Origin of the sequence: Paraburkholderia sp. UCT70 (assembly GCF_050434085.1) — a bacterium.
Classification (GTDB): Bacteria; Pseudomonadota; Gammaproteobacteria; order Burkholderiales; family Burkholderiaceae; genus Paraburkholderia; species Paraburkholderia tuberum.
The window spans coordinates 1,238,143-1,257,398 of record NZ_JBNPVZ010000003.1; the positions used below are offsets into that span (position 1 = coordinate 1,238,143).

The window sequence follows — 19,256 nt, forward strand, 5'->3', positions numbered from 1 at the left end:
CGGCGGTACCTCCCGCCAATGTGACAGTGCTATGAAAACTTCCACTATTGAATTTCCATCTCCCTTTGCGGCAGCAGCGGCCCACCTCCAATTGGCGGAACACCGTCAAGGCATCGGTTGCCGTGAGTACGCTGTTCGGCCCGGACTGTTTGACCAAGGCTGAACGCTTGCGGGAATTGGCAAACCGCTCACTAACGAACCGCACGGTGCGGGTAGTGCTATAAGCGTTGACCACTGAATTGTGGTCAATCCAGCCCAACAAAACGCGACTTGGTCCAGTTCACTCTTTTCCCTGCACGAAATCCGGGCGACGCAACCAATCCGCCTCCACCATGGCGGGCCGTTCGAAGCCATCAATGTGCCCAATCGCACACTAACGCCCGGTTTCGTCTTCGAGCTTTGCGCCCGGAGCACTACTTTTAACGCACGTCGATTGACTGACAAAACCGGTGCGGAACACGCAGGCCTGAACGGCCCGCTGATTCCACTGCGTCGGACCGCATCCAGCCGCTACGACGAAAAACCATCCGGTCACGTGATGGCAGCCGTTGCACGTGGTGCAAATGGAGCTAAGTCATGAAGGGAATCCGTGCCGCATTCCTTGCCGCAGTCCTGATCGCCACGGTTGCATCGGAGTGTCATGGACAGTACACCACCGACTGGGTGGCGAACACTTTTGGAACCAACGCCATGCGCGTGGGTAACGTCGCGCGTTCCATGTGGGTAGCGCCCGAGGGCGTCATCTATACGGCTTCCATGTGGGACGAAAACGAAGGTGGCATCGCGATCTACCAGAACCGTCAAAGCGTGGGGTCCATAGGGGCTCACGGTGAGTTCCAGGGTGGCGCTCTTACTGGGAATAGCACCTACATTTTCGCAGCGCTACAGTTCAATAAGGCCTACGGCAGTGGGGTCGTCGGCCGCTACAACCGCGCAACCCATGCCCGTGACCTGATGATCGCGGTCAGCGCGGACACGACCGAACGGCGGGCGGACGTGATCACCGGGCTCGCGACGTGGGGTCAATTTCTTTATGCGAGTGACTTCCCCGGAAACCGGGTCCGGATCTATACCACCGCGGGGACCTGGGTGCGAGACCTCGCCGTCACGGGTCCTGGTGCACTCGCTATCGATAGGCATGGCAACTTGTGGATCGCTCAAGAGGCTGCTGGTACGTTGCTCCACCTAAGCCCCACGGGTACGGTGCTGGGCACCATCGACCTTGGCACTGCGGCGCGTCCGTCAGCGCTCTACTTCGACCCGACGAACCAGCACCTCATGATCGGGGACGAAGGGCCGGACATGAACGTCAAGTCCTACGACGTGTCGGCTGCGCCTGTCCTGACAGGAACGTTCGGGGTCACGGGCGGATATCTTGACGCTACGACGGGAACGAAGGGCCAGGTGGGACCGAAGCGGTTCACGCGCGTAACGGGCCTCGGCAGGGACGCCGCTGGCAACCTCTATGTACTGAATAACCCGTGGGGCGGGACGTGGGATCTCGGCCGGAATGGTGGCACGGACCTGCACGTCTACGACTACGCAGGTAATTTCCGCTACGCGCTGCAGTCACTCAACTTCGAGGGGATCGCTGCGCCCGACCCGCTGACTGACGGCACGTACTTCTTCGGCGGAACCAACATCTACACTGGCACCGCTGGGGGAACCTTCGTAGCGAACACCGTCGACCCTCTTACCTACCCGTCCGATCCACGTATCAACATGAGCGATCCGGGCCGCGGTGAGCACTTCAGTCAACTCGCTGCGGTCGGTGCAAACCGGATCCTTGTCGCAGCCGGTCAGAATCCGGACTTCTTCTACTTCTTCCACTTCAACGCTGCGAATGGCTACATCGCCATACCGGACGCCACGATTCCTGGTCTTGCGTTCAATACGACAGCAAGGATCAGGAATGGGTTCTGCCTTGACAGCAAGGGCGACGTCTGGGCCGGCTTGGACAAGACGGACGCCATCTGGCACTACCGGTTGACCGGCTTTGATGCCGACGCCAAGCCAACATGGGGAGCAGGAACTCCAATTCCCATTCCGAGTACTATTGCACCACTGACGCGAATCATCTACCTGCCGGAAAGCGACACCATGATTCTCGCGCAAGGCATTGTTGGAAGTACGGACTGGACGGCGATCGGAACGAGGGTCGAGGTGTATCACGGCTGGCTCGCAGGCAACACCTCCGCTCCTGATCCGGTGATCAACATCAACAGCGCCAATCCCAAGTCGATCACGGCAGTGGGCAACTACCTCTTCGTTGGATACGTGCACACCGTACCCAACATCGACGCCTTCAATCTCAACTCAGGTAGCCTGGACACCACGTTGATCAACAGCAGCCCCGATACCGTGTACGTCGGCAATGACGTGGATTCGATGTACGGGCTTCGATCGTATCGTCGGTTGACCGGGGAGTACGTGATTACGAAGGATAACTACAACGGCTCCAGCATCATTGTTTATCGTTGGACTCCCTGATCGCCCGGCTCGCCGCGCCTCCGCTGCCGGCGTCGGACTGGCTGTCGCATTGTCTGATTCTTCCAGACATGGTCAGGGGACGGTTAATTCCGAGCGGTAATGGCCTTGTCGGCGGAAGGGGAGAAGCGCTGGTGCCGGCGAACCGTTCCGAAAACGATCAGCCCAGGCTGGTCTGTCGATGCAGATCGCGTTGCCTGTGATGCGACGCTGTTACTGACGCAGCGAATGCCCGGTGTCTGGTTGCGGAGCTGACGTTCGAGTGTCTGTCTGTGGACGAAGTCGAACGGCCGTTGATGGCCGATTGCGCCAGTTCAGCGAACTCTCTCCAGAGGGGGCATTGGAGTCGTCATCGGCAGTTTTCCTGCAGGTTGGGTCAATGCGTACTTCCGGCCAGTTTCAGCCTGTCGCGTGGGCGATCCCAGGGACACTCAAACGTCACGTTCATTCGGTTAACGGACCTTCGTCGTCAATCGTTGGTTCGTTTCAATCAGGTCGAGGGCTGAAAGTTGAGACGTCCACTACTTCAAGTAGAATCGCTGACTCTTAGCTGAGCGCCGCGTGGGAGCAGAGCGAATCCGCCCCAAGTGTTGGGGCGGCGGCGCGGAGAGCGGCGGCAGCTTGCGACCGATTCCACACCTTGTTCGGCCGCAAACGGATAGCGTCGAGGCGGCGCTGAAGTGCTATCTGTCTCGTTGCCGCTCGCTCGACCCTTCCGTTCGCTTGCCGTCGAGGCTCACCTGCACACCCAAGGCACAGCCGAACGTACATGTTGTGCCGTCCGGGGTGGTATTGAAAGACGGCACTGTCTCCTTGCTCAGAATGCCTTTGATGGTGCTGCTGTCGTCCGCGATGACAATTTCGGCGTCAAGCACCGCCCCGCTGTCATACTTGATGTGCATCGTACCCGTGCAGTCCGACTTGACCGTGTAGGTGCCTGACTGGTTGGGATTGAAGTCGGTCTGTCCACCTCTCGGCGCACCGTTCGTATTGAGGAAATCAGTTCTTCTCGAAATGCTTCCGGCTCCATCGAAAGTCTGGATAGCCACACCGTCGATGATGGCAGGCGTAGCAAGAGGATGGAGTGTGCCGGTAACCGGCTCGAGGATGCCGAGAAGATTTCCGTGCGCACTGAACGCGAACGTCCCCTTCAACTTGGCGACCGAACACTCTCCCTCGGCGTAAGCCGACCCAGTGAACGCCAGCAGCGCCAAGGCCGCGCCAGACAACCGCTTCAACGATTTCGATGTCATATCATCTCCTAGATTCCAGTGCCGAACCTGAGCTAGGGTGCCGCTGTTCTGCGGCCGTTGGAACGATTCCTGCTGCCAGTCCCACAGACGAGCGCTTGGGCCCCTTGGGGCGGTCGGAAACCCCGCGCTGAATGTTAGGCAATGAAAATCAAGGCAGGAGGAGGAAAAACCCTCATTGGCCGGGCTGCAAAATCTGCGCAGGGGGCCGACCGCATGAGGCAGTGATCGGCCAGATGCGGTCATTGAACCAACGCCCCTAGATTGGCGACAATCTCGCGCACTGTGCGAACGCAGCAGCCGAGGCATCTTTCGCTCAATGCTCGACCTGCCAGCGCAGCACCGGATGCGTCGCGCGCGCCGGCATCACCCAGGCGCCATCGCTGCCGAAGTTCCAGCCGACAAAGCTCGTCGGGTCACTCATCTGCGCGGTGGTCAGACCGTTCGACGCGGGAAGATTGCCGCCGCTCTTCGCTTGGCCCGTCGTTTCGGTATTCCAGTAGACGTCGCTGCCGAGCCCGGTGCAGTAGTCGCAGATCCCGCCGACCGTTACGCGATTGAACGCAGAGACCTGGCCGGTCGCGAACGACTCCGTGACCGTGCCGTTACCCTGGTGGATGAGGCCGCCCGACGAGCCGCGCGATTCATTCGCCGCGACGATGCCGGTAGCGTATGACTGGGTGATCGTCCCCTCGTTATCGTAGACCAGGCCGCCACCGCCGGAGTCGGCGGAGACGGTGGCGTTGCTGCCGGAACGCGCGATTGTTCCGTAATTCGTGCCGACAAGTCCGCCGATGCTCGCGCCCGACGCGTTGCTGTACCCCGACACGTAGCCCGATGTGAAAGTATTGACGATCAGGCCGTAGTTGCTCATGGCCAGAATGCCGTCTGGTTTGTACGACGGCGCGTAAGTGCCGGACACCGCATCGAGGACATTCATGTCCCGCACCACGCCGTTTGCGGCGATGTCGCTGAAGACCGCGTCAGTGTCGGGTCTAATGTGCGACACGCTGTGCCACATGCCGTCGAACTGCCCGCTGAACGGCACTTTGCTGGCGAAGCCCAGCGTCTTGAACGCGTAACCCGTCGCGTCGATATCACGGCCCAGCGCGTAGTTGCCGCTCATATCGTTCGCGATGTTTTGCAGGTCATCGACCGAGTTGACGAGTTTGTAGCCGGTGATCTGCGTGAGCAGGCCGCTGTATTCCGGCGCGACCCACGCACTGTTCGCGAGCATGGTGCCCGGCGTATAGCTGCCGGTCATGTCATACAGCGCGCTGACCGTGCCGGTGCTTTGCGACCAGTCGATCGTGCCGTTGTTCGTGATGCTGCCGCCGTTGTTGACCGCCGCCGCGTCCGCGCGCAGCGTCAGCGCGCCGCTGCCCTGGTTGCTCAACGTGAAGCCCGGGCTGACCGTCAGGCTATGTGCCGCGTTCAGCACGAGCGATGCGCCGCCCGTCCATTGAATGCTCTGGTCGGCGTTGATGTCGCCGCTTTGTCCGTTCGCGCCGGTGGTCGTCATCGAAATCGATGTGCCGTCGTTGAGGCTGCGCGTGAAGGAACGCGACGCGCCGTTGTCAAACGTGTAGGCGGGCAGCGTGACGTTCCACTGACCCGCGACGACTTTCGCGAAGTCGCCCCAGAATGTGAAGAGTCCCGTATCCATATCGACCGTGCCGCCTTTGCCGTCCGCGTTTTTCGCGGCGATATTGCCCGCGAGAATCACCTGTCCTTTCGGACCTGCGACGAGCCACACGTGACCGTCGCGCACCGCCGTACCAGTCGCGCGCAAAACATCCGCGTTGCCGGCGAGCGCATAGATGTTGCCGTCGACGGCCTGCAGGTTCACCTGCGCCGCTTCGACGGCACCCGTATTGACGATCGCGCCGCCGCTCGCCGTCTGCACGAACATCTGCGGCGAGCCCGACGAGTCCTGCAACAGCACCTTGTTGCCGACCGCGATCTCGGCCGTGCCGTTCGGCGCGCTGATGTTGCCGTAGTTGTCGACTTCGCTCGCGGCGATCAGCAGCACGTCGCCGTTGGTCGAGCCGATGTTGCCGAGATTGACCACACGCTCCGTCGACTGGCCGGAAAACGTGAGCGGACCGCCGGCCATGAACGACGCGTTGTCGGTATCGAGGGTGGATGCAACGAAGCGCCCGCCCGTCGTCACTACGCCTTGTGGACCGACTACCACGCCCTGCGGATTGATCAGGTAGACGCTGCCCGTAGCGTTGAGCTTGCCGAGTATTATCGACGGCGCGCCGCCTGTCACGCGATTGAGCGTCGCGCCGTCGCCGTTGTTGATGTTGACCGTGTTGTTCCGGCCGATCGAGAAGCGGTTCCAGTCGATCACGCCGTGTGTGGAGCCCGGCTGCGTGACGGTCAGCGTATCGCCGCAAGTAGCAATGGAGCCGCTACCGCTCACATACGCGCCGCCTTGAGGCAGGACGCCCGCCGCGAGCACCGGTGCGGCGCACGAAAGACTTAGGAGCGAAACGATGATGGAGACAGCAGGTAGCCTGCGCGCACCATGAGGCGGGCGCAGTGAGAGCGTATTGAGCGACATACTTTCCTCTCCTATGCAGGATCGGCATGCCACTAGGCCCGGAAATTTGTTTGAAGGCGTGGCCAGAGCAGCATAGACATAAACTGCGCACGTAACTAACAGGAACTATCGGCGTTTCGCGCCGTGATTCACTGCTTTTGCGCCTTGAGAGGAAATATGATTTTCTTCGCGCGGTCCACAGCTGGAGTCGCTGCATTTGAAAAACTGAGCCGCGATAATCCCGATTGCCGACGGTGGGTGAGTGGAGGCATCCTAACCCACCCACGAGCAACTCACAACGCTTCGCTCAACCGGGGTGCACGTGACAGAATTCACACAGAAGGTTCGGCCCGAGAATACTGAAACGTTGGCACACGCAATCGATGTCGTTCGAGAGCATCATCCTGATGAACCCATTTGGGTGGAAGGCTAGGCAGTAAGAGATAGCCGCGCGTTTCCAGTTCCACAAGAGATCACGTCGCGTCGGCTTATGCCTTTTGAATTCGATGCGCCCCGGATGATTTTTGTGCGTAGTCTTCAGACGCTAGTCGGCCATGAACCGCCGTTCGCGGAAGGCTAGTGGCTGGCCGATTGACGCCCTGGAGGAGACGGACATGAAGGTCGACCCAGCCTTTCACTCGTCTCGGCGATTCCGGTCGGTCACGCGTGTACAAGGGACCGCGTCTGTGGAAAGCGGTCAAAACTGCTTCATGCATCCCGTCGCTTCACCTGCGTCAATGCCAAAGGATGGCGAAGACTTATCGTGCTGGCAAATCTCGCTGGAATTGTTTGAAGGCGCAGAGCAGGCCTGGAGAAGCGCCGGTTCCGACCCGTCCTCCTAGTCCGGCGAATGATGTGCGTGGACCGGCATGAACTTCGGGGGTTCTGTCGCAATAAGAAAAAGTGCGTTGAACAATGGCCCGCATGATTAGGATCACTTATACCGCTAACGAGTAGAACTGCTCCGCGGGAGTCTGTCCGATGCCGCAGTCTTTCATCTGCCCTTTGGCGATCATATGCATAAGTTCAATGCCGCTTAACAAGATGCGCGCACAACGAAATATCTTGAATCCCAACATGGGTCGGGTACGGCGCTTTATCGCCCGATGGTCTTGTTCCACGATGTTGTTGAGATACTTGACCTGGCGGATCGTGATGGGCGTCTCACGCTCGGCGTTCACGGCGTGCAGCCCGGCCAGATTGGCACCGCTTTTATCGATGGTTACGGTTTCGGGCACGCCATTCTGATCGATGGCCTTCTCGAAGTACCGTCGGGCCGCTCCCTTGTCCCGCCTGGCTCGCAGCAGAAAGTCAACCGTGTTGCCGGCCTTGTCGACGGCGCGGTACAGATAGGTCCATTCCCCTTGACTTTGATGTAGGTCTCGTCGACACGCCAGCTCTTGCCGACCGGGCGCTTGCAGCGGCGGAACGCCTTTTCAAGCACCGGCAGAAGCTTGATGGCCCACCGGTGAACGGTCGAATGATCGACCGCGATCCCGCGTTCGGCCATCATTTCTTCGAGATTGCCCAAGCTCAGCGGGTAGGCCACGTACATTTCCAACGCACGCACACCAACATGATCTCAAGCGGATAGTGCAACCGCTTCAGCACCTTGGCTACCGCCGGACTGAGCGCTTTCATTGTCGTTCACATCATTCTGTAAGGTCCCCCAGCATACCAGCCGCTGCTATTGCGACGAAACCATTTTCGGCGCTGTCGCTTGAGTCGGAGCAGCGCAGCGGAGCTGAGCTGAAAACGCGCTCTGGTCGGCTGTCCGGCGGCTGGAGGAGAGCCTGCGGCTTATCGAGGAACAACTGTCGCTAGGCGAAGCCGCACGCAGCCCGGGAACAACCGAGTTGCGCGCGCGGAAAGAGCGTTTGCAGGCTGCTATCGAAGAAACCAGGCAACTGGCGCTCGACTCGAGCACATCACCGTCGGAGAAAGCGGTATGAAGAGATTCGCGGTTTCGGTGCTGGACACCCGGAGGGCGTGTTTCAGCAGCGCGGCGACGGCTCACAGTTGGGTCTAACGCTGCTTAAGTCGAGGTAAATCCGTCACGAACTTTTTCGCAGACGCAAAAAATTGAGCTTGGGGTGCGGTTGAATTGACAGTAGATTCGTTGCCGCAACAGCACTGGACCTAAGGCCAACGTAATAAAAGGAGTTCCGACGGCGGGAAGGGTATACAGTGAGCAGACTGGTGGCACTTCTAGACCGGCCTTTCGGAGATAGTCCATGCGATTAGATATCAAGAAACCCGTTCCTTTTGCGGCAACCGAGACCGCTTACAACCGGGATCGCCGGGCGCAGGCTCATCTGCTTGAAGCGACGGACGCTAACCGGGCAGAACAGAGACGCATCAGCTATTCACTCATCGATTCCACCGTGGGCAAGTGGCGATATCCAGCGGAGATTGCAAAAAACTGATCGTGGCGCTCCGTTTTCCGAATCCGAGCCGTAGCTACGATGCCACGCGGCATTGCGTACTTTTCTGGGGATATGACGATTCCCGGGAAATCACGTTTCAGGTCGACAGTGCAACGCTAAAAGGCCTGCAACCGGCGCTCGGATCAGACGAACGGTCCGTTCTTGTGGCATTTGACGAATTTCGCGGGAAGTTACTTGAAATAGCGAAAAGGCAGTATGTCCGTGGCCCCCAGAATCGATATTCGATTTCATGAAATTCCACAGCTGTTTCTCCAACGAGTAGCCTTCGCTTGGGCCGGCGCAGACGTCAAATACTTCGTTTTGCCGCCACTCACAAACGGAGTTCTACTCTGCGACGGCATCAGGGCAAGATCGATTTACGTTCAGAGGCTCAAAGTCTTCGAAACTTTGACATTCGCAACGCGGGACTGTCATCTTCGAAAGCGTCGCTCGTCACGTGGCTCCAGCGGTACGAACGGACAACAGGCAGCAGTTCTGGACGTTCGGCACCTCCGTTGGTTCATCAACAATCGGGGCGCGCTTGACCAAATCCGTTATTGGTTCCTAAGGGCGCCTGCGGAGAACAGCCTTTTGAGGGCCGTGAGGCAGGCGCATGCTGAACTCATAGCCGGCAGTTGGCCCAACCCGTTCAAGGCTGTCTTTCATGCTAGCCTCCAATGACCGATCGGAGTCTTTCATGCACCGGATGATCGCGTATCGCAGTTTCGAGATTCATGTCGAATTGACTCCGGCTGCCAAGGACATGTTTGACGTGACTTTTCAGATAAAAGGCGGCACCAACCTCGAGGTGCTCGGCGCCCGGGGAGGCCGCATACCGTTGCGCAACGGCCCTTTCACTGAACGATGGGCCTACCTGGTTGCCGAAATTGCCGGACAAGCGGCAATCGACGTGTTGCTTGGCCCAGTTGACTGACCCCACCCCCGTTTCCTCCACTCCGTACGCTGTGTGAGCGGACCGGGTACGGCCATCAAGGGTAAGTTGACGGCCCACAGAGTGGCAAAATGCACGAAATTCCTCACTACTTTATTCTTCGCGCCGAACACGAATCGTACGTTCTGGACCGGGAACGCGTGCTGATTCGCGGCCAGGCAAGTCACATGATGACCGCGTTCGCGCGCGCGCACGGCAAACCGATGGCGATCGAAGACGCGCGCTGGGACAGCTTTTCCCGGGAGCACGGGTTCTCGTCCGACGAACGGAAGTGTTTGTGCTCTTACTCGTTGGTGGAAGGCAGCGAAACCAGACATCAACTTGCGTTGCTCGCCAACCTTTAACGTTCTGACGCGATCAGGGGATGAAGGTATGCGTTTATGCGCTGCGTATCGCCCACCCAGCCTTGCGACTTACTGCGGACGCCGTCCGTGAATGGCCGTTGCACCTGAAAGCTGCCGTACGATTTACATAACACCTGATCTCATACGTCCTGTCGAGCGGCGAAAATCGATCCACTGCGGCCCTTCGGGTCGGCTCTCCATCAATGGCTGTTCCCAAGGGATACTGTTGAAAAAGTCGCTGACCGTCTCTGTCGCGAGGTTTTCAGGGGTCTTCTTACCCTTAGCGGGCACGCGCGAGCGGTTTGTAGGCCGATCTGAGAGGTCGATTTTCGCGCAGGAGAACTGAGAAAACCACGCCGCGACTTTTTCAACAGTATCAAGGTGCAACGGTCATTGGTGCGGTCATGTCGGCCGGCAACTTCACGGCCTGGGCGGACACTCGCGAATCGTCGCAGAACCGGAGCAGCAACGTCCGCTGTCGCAACTTCCGTTGCTTCTACGGATTATTCAAAGCCCGTACTATTAGTACACAGGCGCATAGCGTTGTCGCAAAGCGCGCTGGCTACAAGCATGCCGTTGAATGGTCTTCGCTTGAACTGCTATGCCGTCGAAGCGCATTTATCTTGTCTGGCATCTCATCGTAGGTCCGGCGATTCAGGCAACGCCCACAGGGCGCCTCTATCGGCTGATGTCGACGATCTTAGCCTGTGTCGGCGCCTGAATACCAAGCAGTAGCGCAGCGACAGCAATCACGCGGCTTGCCCGCAGGCCGGTCAGACAATCGCTTGTGCTTTCCTTATGCCGGCCACACCCTTCCTGCCGGCACGGAACGCACTTGCTCTCCCCCTGCAACAGGTACACGTTGCCGCGCAGGCCTGAGCCGCGTCGAGCCCATGGCGCCTCACCCACCGGCCAGTTGCATGGCCACGGCCCCCAGCGAACCGGGTCGCCTGGGCCGAACAGCGCGATCGTCAACGTGCCGCATGCGGCCGCAACGTGCGTGGTACCCGTATCGGGACCAATGAAGATCTTCGCACGCCGGATCATTTCCGCCGTTTCGCCGAGCGTCAGCTCACCCACCAGATTCAGGACTGGCTCGCCAGCCGCCGCGACCACCTGCGCGGCATACGCGCGCTCGGCCTGCGCTGGTCCTCCGCCCAGCGCGACAGCAAAGCCCTGCGCGCGCAGCCAGCGGATTGTCGCGGCCCAGCCCTCGACGGTCCATTGCTTATACCCGTACATGGCGCACGGGTGCAGCACGACCATGGGCTGCCCCGGCATCGCGCCGGGCGGCGCGTTGAACCGCGCCTCGAACCGGGCCCTGCGCTCGGGATCGGGACCGATGCCCGGTGCGACCACCTCCCCGCGCGGCGTCACGCCCACCAGCCGCGCCAGTTCGAGGGTGTTCGGCACCACGTGTGCCTGCGCTTGCCGGTCGAGCGCGATACGGTGAAGCATGACGCGGGCGAACCACTTCACACGATCGGCATTGACGAGCCCGATCCGCTTGCGGCCGGCAAGCCATGTATAAATCAGTGCGCGATCGGAGTCGGTGGCTGCGCAGGCAAGATCGTAACGCCGCCAGATCCGCGCCGCGCCGGCAATTCGCTCACGCAGCGGGGCGCGCTGAGCGTCAGCAATGACGCGGCGCAGGTCCGGGTTGTGCTCCAGTACCCCCTCTGTGCCCCGCAACACGATCATGTCGATCATTGACTCGGGCCATTGCGTCTTCATTGACCGGACCAGCGGTGTCACCAGCAACACATCGCCTATGCGACGCGGGCAGGCCACGAGAATCGTTCGCGGAGGCCGCGCCAGCTTCAGCGCACGCGAGTTGTCCACTTTCGTTCGCGCAGATCGTTCCCGCTTCAGCGCACGTGAGTTGCCCACTTCGCCGATTTCCCGCCTTCGCGCCTGGATCCACGCAAGCAGTGTTGCTACATTCAGCGCGAAAAAGGCTGCGCTCATCACGAGCGTCAACGCGTCGATCGTCAACCCGAAGATGATCGTACTGCCAACCACGGCGAGTCCCAGATACGATGCGGTAGCGATTTCGCCGTCCGCGCTGAGCCGGTTCCGCCAGAACGGTGTGAAGGTCCCGACGTACAGAAGCAGCAGTGCGGCCACGCCCACCGTTCCCATTTGGGATAGCGTCGAAAAGAACTCGCTATGTGCGCCCGCGTTGACGATCGCCCGCGGCGCCTCGGCGCGTTGGGCAAGCTCGTTCAGCGCCTCCTCCAGACGGCCGCGCCCCACGCCAAACGCCGGATGGCGCGAGTACAGGAGCGCGGACGCGCGCCACAAGTGAAGCCGCAGGCCAAGCGACGTATCGATGTTGCCTTGCTGCAGTTCCTTGAAGTCGGACACGGTCGCGTCGACCCGCTGGCGAACAATGCTGGTGGATCCGACTGCCACGACAAACGCCACGATCGCACAGCCCAATGTCATGCGTGCCCGCCTGCTGGCGAGCCAGTGCCGGCCGCCGACGGTTGTCCATACGAGCAACGCCACCGCAATCCAGCCCCCGCGCGAGCCCGACAGATACGACGCATATCCGCCGAGCAGAAACGCCGCGATCTTGATCGCCACCTCGGCTACGCGCGCGCGCCTGCCTCGCGCAATCGACACAATCGACAGGAAACCGAGCAGCAATGCCGTGTCGCCGAATGGGATCGGGTTGGTAAATGAATTGCCGAGGCGACCGGGGGCGAGCCAGACGGCTGGATGAAAGTGTGCGTAGATGGCCCACGTACCGACGCCCAGTGCGCCCGCCACAAATCCCCACTGCACGAGGCGGAGTTGCCGGTACGCCAGCGACCCCAGATAGAAAAAGCTCGGGACGACGAGAGCCAGCCGCAGGAATGGATCGAGCGCTGGGAACGTGCTGCTTCGAAGAACCGCTATCTGGAACAGCACGACGGCCGGCAGGCCGATCAGACCCAGCACGAAGAGCCGGTGGTCGCGAAACAGCGCCGCCGCACGACGCCGATGCTCGGCTTTGCCAAGGTAGGCCAGCGCGAGCGCGAATATAACGAAAAAGCAGTAGCCGGTGCCCCCTCTGATCGACAGCATTACAGCCGGCGACAAGACGACAGCCAAGGTAGCGACACAGCCTGATAGTTGGTTGGTACGCATCACGTCGGAACCTGAAGTCTGGCGAGGAGCAGCAGCCCAAGCCGATTGTGCCATGCGCACCGTCCATATTGAATGGAGAAGCGAATGGCTCAGGCCGAGCCCGGAAATTCGAAATCGTTCGACCGGTCAGCTCCAACGCGTTAGGCTTGAGCTTCCGTGACCGACCGACTTCCGCCGCTCGGCGCGAGATTGTGGCAAAGGCCGCTCTCAAGTGTCCGTTGTGAGTGCATGACAACATTCCCACCTGGCGCAACCATTCACTACACGCAGGAAAGATCGTGGCACAACTCGGTTACCTCCTCGTCGCAATGCTGTTGCGAGCATTCTCAGTGCTTCCGTACCCTTTGGTCGCGAGGCTTGGCAGCGCGCTCGGGGCAGCGGCGTATGCGCTTCCAGGTCGCCGCAAACATGTTGTACTTGTCAATCTGCGCCTTTGCTTTCCAGAAAAGACCGAACGCGAGCACCACGATCTTGCCAAAGAACATTTCCGGCAGGTTATCCGCAGCTATCTCGAACGAGGCATTCAATGGTTCGGTAGCGCAAAGACGATAAAGAATATTGTCCAGATCGAAAGCAGGATTGATCTCGAAGACAAGGATGCGCCACCTACCATCTTTCTGGGGTTCCACTTCGTGGGCATCGAGATCGGATGCATGCTGTACTCGATGCAGCTGCCTGTCGCAGCACTGTACACACGCATGTCGAACACGCGCCTCTGCGACCTTGCAAGGCGACAGCGCGGCAGGTTTGGCGCGGATATGATCGAACGTTCGACGAGCGCGAGAAAGATCTTGGGAATACTTCGTTCTGGCAAACCAGTCATGCTCGCGGCGGACATGGATCACGGTATCAACAACTCTGTTTTTGTCCCATTCTTCGGCGTTCCCGCCTGCACGCTGACATCCGTCTCGCGACTTGCAAGACTGGGCCATGCGCGAGTGGTGCCGTTCGTGACGGAGGTGCTGCCGGATTTCAGAGGGTATAAGTTGACCATCTTCGAGCCGCTCAACGATTTCCCATCCGGAAGCGACACCAACGATGCGCGGAGAATGAACGCGTTTCTTGAGGCTCAGATTTTGCGATTTCCGGAACAGTATTACTGGGTGCATCGACGCTTCAAACACCGCCCACCCGGCGTTCCAGCCGTCTACTAAAATACTGCGTGGTCGGCGTGTCCTTCCGCTACCGGTGAGCAACCTGATTTGCCGACGAGGCGACAACCGCCGCGGCAGCGCGACGGTCCGTTGTCTGGGGCGAAGCCGCCGCTCGAATGTCCTTGTGAAAGTTTGTGCGACCGACCGTTGATGGCCGAAACCCGCCCGATGCTCAACGCGAGCATCTCGGCCTTCCCCGTGGCCTCCTGCGGCGGTTCGCCTTGGCGTATGAAAGCGACGCGGAACTGCGGATAAGTGAATCCTTTCGGCCACAGGGCCGTGATGGCAACAGGAGTGATGCCGGACACTCATTCTTCGGTGCATCTCGGCGTTTTGAGTAGACAATCTTTTGATTGACCGCCGTAAAGACGGTGATGCCACCACCCAGCATCCACATCACCGCTAACGTCAGCGAGAAAAATGACAGCAGCTTGAGGACAGTCATGCTAGCGCCCCCTTGACCCTTGACCAACCGAATCAAACGGAATTGAACGGGCGACACGGGGCCAACTGAGGGGCGCTCGCTAGCGACGCTATGCAGTTTCTTCGGTGCCTCCTCCCGATATCATCAGCCTGATAAGCGACGACTCTCCGGTTGCAGGAGGATCTTCCTGATGACGTAATGAACCGGCACGCCGCTCGGCGGAAGGCACATGATGACTTGTCCGCAACGCGCACCCAACAGTGCGATGCCCGTCGGCGAGAGAACGGACAGTCGCCCACGCTGATAGTCGGCCTCGCGCGGGTAAACCAGCGTCCATTCATGCGTATCAGTGCCGTCGGTGGTCGTACATTCGACCGTTGTATTCATCGTGACGACGTCCGGTGGTATCTCGGCGGAATCGACAAACAAGGCTGTCGCTTCTATGGCGTCCAGGAGGGCGCGCTGCGTCGGTGAGAGGTGGGCGCACATTCCCGGAGTCGTTCCATGTCGGATTCGGACACGACCGGCTGGCCTTTCATGCGGCCGGTTATGACCGTGATAGAAATGTTTTTGGCGGACAACATGTGTGCCTCCGGCTGAAATACAGGTTACAGATATCCGCGCAATCGCGGTCATTCCATACGTCGAGCCACAAACCGTCCAAGAAAATGAGCCGATCGATGGTTCCCAAATGTTGTATATCGAGCAACGCGCTCCGGTTGACGAACGCACCGGGTCGATCGTCAGGAAAGACGACCTGCATCAGGGGAGCGAAGCGCCGGGTTATCTCGGTGAAGCTCGCCTCACTAGACGGTTCCGTCACGTCAAGCCAGTAGACAAGCGCCGCCGTTGGACTTCCTGCCTTCCGAGCAATAAAACGGAGTGTCTTTTCGCCTGACGATTCATTCATGATCACCTGCCCGGTTAGTACGTTCCTCTTTCAAAAGCAGTTCGGCGCTGCTTGCCGGGCTTGCCGATACGCCGCGCTGTGGGGCGACTTTCGTAAGCCGGTGGTCGACCCATATCCGTCCCCATCGGATCGCGTACTGCAAGGCCTGCGCTGGGTCGTAGAAATAATCCAGCGCGTGGAAGCAGCGCTGTGTCGGGCAGCCCGGCCCTTCGATCACAAGATGGGCCGCGTGCAACGCGCTCTCCACGGGTTCTGCTCGGGCCGTCAAACGGTAGCCCTGATGTTCAGCCTGATAGCTCACAGAGCCGATGCGCCTGCTTTGCGAAACGTTCCACTGCGAGGCCAAATTCTGGCCACTGATTGTGACGGAGCGTTCCTGCCTGACCGTCGGCGTCTCATTCAGACGTTTTGTTTGCGTTCTCATGGCTTCTCGATCCTTCGAAGACGATCCGATTCCGCCGCTGTTCGGTCGCGCGGCTAAAGACCTGCGCACAGGCAGCGCAACGGATCTCGAGTTTGTTCGGCACGCGGGCGGACGCCCATCACGCAAGTCGTGATGGAGTAGCCGACTATCGCCTGATGCGCCCAGCGTTTGCCACTCCGCAGGTGGCGCTCGACTTTCTCACGCACGGTCGCTGGCGAAAGGTTGGTCTCAGGTAGTTCAGCGGCGCGCGCCACCCTCACGAGTAACCGGCGCTCTCATCCGTCAATTTGCTGAATGCCGGCCAGTCGCCACGCCTGGTTGCCACGTGCGTCGCTGACCATGTTCCAGACTTCCTGGAACGGCTGGGCAGTCGGCGCATCGTCTTCCCGCATTTGACCGTAAAAGCGAACGCTAACCAGCGTTTCATCCGCATTGCGTTCTGTGCCAAGCACTTCCGCGTCAAGTTGCGTGACTTCCGTATGACTCACCTGGCGACCCCGAGCTTCGAGATCCCGCTTGATTTGCGCGAACATCTCCGGCGTCGTCAATTCGAACAGGTCACCCTGCTCGTTCCGGTCCCATGCGCCTTGAAGGCGCATGAACAAGGTCTTTGCCGATACAAGAAACGCCGCCTGATCTTGCTCGAGTGGTAGTCCTGTTGTCCTCTCCGTGTCCGCTGCTCCCGTCGAACCCATCGCCGCGTTCGGGCCAGCCCCGCAAGTTCGCTTCAGGCCGCGCTTGCGGGGTCTGATTCAGAAACCGTGAGCCGTTCGTTTGCTGGCGGTTCACGGGACCGTGTCCATAGGCAAGATCCGGACGACGCCGGTTGGCGATAAAGCGGAATAGCATCACGCCGGCGAAAATCACCGCCCCGATCAGCAACGCATTCGACAGCATCTGCGCCAGCCCTTCGTCCAGGCCAAACGACGACAGTAATGCTGCAATCCCAAGGCCCGCAGCGAGACCAGCCAGCGGGCCCATCCAGCGGTTACCCGCTGCCGCAGCAGGCGCCTGCGCGGCCTGTTGTGCCGGCTGTGCCTGTTGGCTTCGCTGCGCTTGTCCAGACGGCGACGCCGTCTGCGACTGCCGCCCGATGCTTTGACTCCCGCCTACGCGCTTCGCCTCGGCGTCGTTCGACGCCACGGCGCCCAGCGCCAGCAGTCCCGCCAGACCGAGCGCGGCCGTCCCGCGCGTGACTGCACCGGCAGCACGTCGTAATTTGTTGATGATTTGCGTGTACATAAAAACCTCTTTCGATGAGTCGCAAAACTGCCCGCAACGCGCTCCATTTGCGCGCGCAAATACATTACGAACAGTAATATTTTTAGCTACGCAAGCTCGCCGCCGGTCGTGCCTTCGATCCATCAAAAGCGGCGTGAAAACCGTTGCCGTGGATGTAGTGCTCCAGTTGCCGGATGGTGTGTTCCTGCTCGGAAATCAGGTTCTTGATCAGGTCGCCGATCGACACCATTCCTGTCACCTGCCCTGCGCTGATCACAGGCAGATGGCGAATCCGATGTTCTGTCATGATCGCCATGCACTCGTCCGTCGTCTGCTCCGGACTGACATAACGCACCGCCGTCGACATGATGTCGCGCACAGGCGTATTCGTTGACGAGCGTTCCATCAGAACGATCTTCCGGGCGTAATCGCGCTCCGTCACGATGCCGGCTATGCGCCGGTCGTGCGTGGCGATGAGCGCTCCAACCTCCCTGTGAGCCATGATCGATATCGCGTTGCAAACCGAAGCGGATGCCTCGATCGACCACACTGTCCGGAAAGCTTTCGCACGCAGCAATTCTGCAACCGATGCCATATGTCACCTCTGTCAGCTGTCATGAAACGCCCGCCGACGCTTCGGGGCGAGGTTTCAATCTAACTGAACCCATGCCGACATAAAATTCGTATTTTTATTGTTGATACTTCGAGAAAAACGTATCTTTCCGTAATCGGTGGAGGGTTCGTGAATTTCAAGCATCTCTATTACTTTTGGGTCGCGGCTCGCGCGGGCGGCATCGTGCGCGCGGGCGAGCTGTTGCACATCACGCCGCAAACGCTCAGTGGCCAGATCAAGCTTCTCGAAGAGGCGCTGCATAAGAAGCTGTTCAGGAAAACCGGCCGCACGCTCGAACTGACCGATGCGGGGCGCCTCGCGCTCGATTACGCCGACGAGATATTTTCGTTAGGTTCGGAACTCGAAAGCACTGTGCGGCGCGAAAGCGAATCCGGTGCGCAAACGCGGTTTCGCGTCGGGATCGCGGATTCGGTCCCCAAGACGATTGCGTACCGGCTGCTGGAACCCGCGCTGAGCGCGTCGGCGTCGCTGCGCATGATCTGTCACGAAGGCAAACTGCACGCGCTGCTCGCGCAGCTGGCCGTGCACCGCCTTGATCTGATCATCGCGGACGCCCCCATTCCCGTCGACGTCAACATCAAGGCGTTCAATCACCGCCTCGGACGTTCGACGCTAAGCTGCTTCGGAACCCAGGCGCTGATTCAAAGCAGCAAAAAACGCTTCCCGATGTCGCTCGACAAGCTGCCTGTGCTACTGCCCGGCACGGAATCCGCCGTGCGGCGCAAGCTGGATCACTGGCTCGCCTCGCACGCCATTTCGCCGCGCATCGTCGGCGAGTTCGACGACGGAGCGATGACCATGGCATTCGGCCGCGAAGGCCGCGGCCTGCTGTTCGCGCCAACCGTGCTCGAAAGCCAGTTGCAGACAGAGCACAACCTGACGATAGTCGGGCAGATCAATTCGATCGTCGAGGAATTTTTTGCAATCTCTATCGAGCGCCACATCAGCCACCCGGCTGTCGCGATGATCATGGACGCGGCGCGTAGCGAACTGTTCAGCGTTTAGGCGGGGCCATTTCTGTGTAGGATGACCTCGCGATGCCGGCAACCCCCTGTTTTGAGCGCGCTTGCGGCCCCTTACGTAGCAGGAACGCGGCGATCACCTCGAAGGTCTCGATGCGAACGCACGCGTGTTCAATTCGATGATGAAAATAGCTACTATCGCTATCCCATTAGAGCGATGAACAGATTGCTAATGTCCGCGAGAAGCACGCATGCGTTTTATATCGAGTCGACGTCTATACGCGATCTATCCAAAGTTTGCGGCCGACGGCTCGCCTGATCAAACGGCCGGGCAGATGAAGGCTATGGCCGTTCCGATGTGAAGGGTACGCCATCTCGCGATTGA

General features: G+C 59.7%; 13 protein-coding genes and 3 pseudogenes. 7 read left to right on the plus strand and 9 right to left on the minus strand.

Going from position 1 to position 19,256, the window contains the following annotated elements; translation table 11 throughout:
• Positions 1–576 precede the first annotated feature (576 nt).
• On the plus strand, positions 577–2,490 hold the full coding sequence (locus OKW41_RS23630) for an SMP-30/gluconolaconase/LRE-like region family protein (protein ID WP_429574131.1): 1,914 nt from the start codon (positions 577–579) through the stop codon (positions 2,488–2,490).
• Between the two features lie 680 nt (positions 2,491–3,170).
• Here the strand turns inward: OKW41_RS23630 and OKW41_RS23635 are convergent.
• The 3 genes and pseudogenes from OKW41_RS23635 to OKW41_RS23645 all read right to left on the minus strand — a co-directional run bounded on the left by OKW41_RS23635 (position 3,171) and on the right by OKW41_RS23645 (position 7,926).
• Positions 3,171–3,740: a hypothetical protein gene (locus tag OKW41_RS23635; protein WP_266262245.1), complete on the minus strand. Its 570-nt coding sequence runs from the start codon at positions 3,738–3,740 to the stop codon at positions 3,171–3,173.
• 313 nt (positions 3,741–4,053) lie between these two features.
• Positions 4,054–6,306, minus strand: coding sequence for a filamentous hemagglutinin N-terminal domain-containing protein (locus OKW41_RS23640; RefSeq protein WP_429574132.1), 2,253 nt, complete (start codon positions 6,304–6,306; stop codon positions 4,054–4,056).
• Positions 6,307–7,223: 917 nt separating this feature from the next.
• A pseudogene (locus tag OKW41_RS23645) lies at positions 7,224–7,926 on the minus strand (IS6 family transposase).
• Between the two features lie 593 nt (positions 7,927–8,519).
• Here OKW41_RS23645 and OKW41_RS23650 point away from each other — a divergent pair.
• The 4 genes from OKW41_RS23650 to OKW41_RS23665 all read left to right on the plus strand — a co-directional run bounded on the left by OKW41_RS23650 (position 8,520) and on the right by OKW41_RS23665 (position 10,007).
• Positions 8,520–8,711, plus strand: coding sequence for a hypothetical protein (locus tag OKW41_RS23650; protein WP_429574133.1), 192 nt, complete (start codon positions 8,520–8,522; stop codon positions 8,709–8,711).
• 2 nt (positions 8,712–8,713) lie between these two features.
• Positions 8,714–8,965 (plus strand): DUF1488 domain-containing protein, encoded by a 252-nt coding sequence (locus OKW41_RS23655; protein WP_429574372.1) that lies wholly within the window; start codon positions 8,714–8,716, stop codon positions 8,963–8,965.
• 443 nt (positions 8,966–9,408) lie between these two features.
• Positions 9,409–9,645 carry a hypothetical protein gene (locus tag OKW41_RS23660; protein WP_187638707.1) on the plus strand — a complete coding sequence of 79 codons (237 nt, stop codon included), beginning with the start codon at positions 9,409–9,411 and terminating at the stop codon, positions 9,643–9,645.
• Positions 9,646–9,734: 89 nt separating this feature from the next.
• Entirely contained in the window at positions 9,735–10,007 is a 273-nt protein-coding gene (locus OKW41_RS23665; protein WP_429574134.1) for a hypothetical protein, read from the plus strand.
• A gap of 678 nt (positions 10,008–10,685) precedes the next feature.
• On the opposite strand, the gene OKW41_RS23670 is transcribed toward OKW41_RS23665, so the two are convergent.
• Both OKW41_RS23670 and OKW41_RS23675 read right to left on the minus strand, forming a co-directional pair.
• On the minus strand, positions 10,686–11,831 hold the full coding sequence (locus OKW41_RS23670; RefSeq protein ID WP_429574373.1) for a glycosyltransferase family 9 protein: 1,146 nt from the start codon (positions 11,829–11,831) through the stop codon (positions 10,686–10,688).
• Positions 11,832–12,134: 303 nt separating this feature from the next.
• A pseudogene (locus OKW41_RS23675) lies at positions 12,135–13,196 on the minus strand (O-antigen ligase family protein); the annotation flags it as partial.
• Between the two features lie 224 nt (positions 13,197–13,420).
• On the opposite strand from OKW41_RS23675, the gene OKW41_RS23680 reads away from it, so the two are divergent.
• Positions 13,421–14,296 carry a lipid A biosynthesis lauroyl acyltransferase gene (locus OKW41_RS23680; protein WP_187638710.1) on the plus strand — a complete coding sequence of 292 codons (876 nt, stop codon included), beginning with the start codon at positions 13,421–13,423 and terminating at the stop codon, positions 14,294–14,296.
• Between the two features lie 568 nt (positions 14,297–14,864).
• Here OKW41_RS23680 and OKW41_RS23685 read toward each other — a convergent pair.
• The 4 genes and pseudogenes from OKW41_RS23685 to OKW41_RS23700 form a co-directional block, all read right to left on the minus strand.
• A complete protein-coding gene (locus OKW41_RS23685; RefSeq protein ID WP_429574135.1) occupies positions 14,865–15,209 on the minus strand; it encodes a GreA/GreB family elongation factor in 345 nt (114 codons plus the stop codon).
• 413 nt (positions 15,210–15,622) lie between these two features.
• Complete coding sequence (locus OKW41_RS23690) at positions 15,623–16,054, minus strand: hypothetical protein (RefSeq protein WP_429574136.1); 432 nt, start codon at positions 16,052–16,054, stop codon at positions 15,623–15,625.
• A gap of 275 nt (positions 16,055–16,329) precedes the next feature.
• Positions 16,330–17,296 (minus strand): annotated as a pseudogene (locus OKW41_RS23695) (Tim44 domain-containing protein).
• Positions 17,297–17,378: 82 nt separating this feature from the next.
• Entirely contained in the window at positions 17,379–17,870 is a 492-nt protein-coding gene (locus tag OKW41_RS23700) for a CBS domain-containing protein (RefSeq protein ID WP_429574137.1), read from the minus strand.
• Between the two features lie 147 nt (positions 17,871–18,017).
• On the opposite strand from OKW41_RS23700, the gene nhaR reads away from it, so the two are divergent.
• Complete coding sequence (gene nhaR, locus OKW41_RS23705) at positions 18,018–18,914, plus strand: transcriptional activator NhaR (RefSeq protein WP_429574138.1); 897 nt, start codon at positions 18,018–18,020, stop codon at positions 18,912–18,914.
• Positions 18,915–19,256 lie beyond the last annotated feature (342 nt).

What these genes read in the sequence shown, in the direction of transcription:
- OKW41_RS23630 (WP_429574131.1), top strand. Translation starts at nt 577, where the DNA reads ATGAAGGGAATCCGTGCCGCATTCCTTGCCGCAGTCCTGATCGCCACG.
- OKW41_RS23635 (WP_266262245.1), bottom strand. Translation starts at nt 3,740, where the DNA reads ATGACATCGAAATCGTTGAAGCGGTTGTCTGGCGCGGCCTTGGCGCTG.
- OKW41_RS23640 (WP_429574132.1), bottom strand. Translation starts at nt 6,306, where the DNA reads ATGTCGCTCAATACGCTCTCACTGCGCCCGCCTCATGGTGCGCGCAGG.
- OKW41_RS23650 (WP_429574133.1), top strand. Translation starts at nt 8,520, where the DNA reads ATGCGATTAGATATCAAGAAACCCGTTCCTTTTGCGGCAACCGAGACC.
- OKW41_RS23660 (WP_187638707.1), top strand. Translation starts at nt 9,409, where the DNA reads ATGCACCGGATGATCGCGTATCGCAGTTTCGAGATTCATGTCGAATTG.
- OKW41_RS23665 (WP_429574134.1), top strand. Translation starts at nt 9,735, where the DNA reads ATGCACGAAATTCCTCACTACTTTATTCTTCGCGCCGAACACGAATCG.
- OKW41_RS23685 (WP_429574135.1), bottom strand. Translation starts at nt 15,209, where the DNA reads ATGTGCGCCCACCTCTCACCGACGCAGCGCGCCCTCCTGGACGCCATA.
- OKW41_RS23690 (WP_429574136.1), bottom strand. Translation starts at nt 16,054, where the DNA reads ATGAGAACGCAAACAAAACGTCTGAATGAGACGCCGACGGTCAGGCAG.
- OKW41_RS23700 (WP_429574137.1), bottom strand. Translation starts at nt 17,870, where the DNA reads ATGGCATCGGTTGCAGAATTGCTGCGTGCGAAAGCTTTCCGGACAGTG.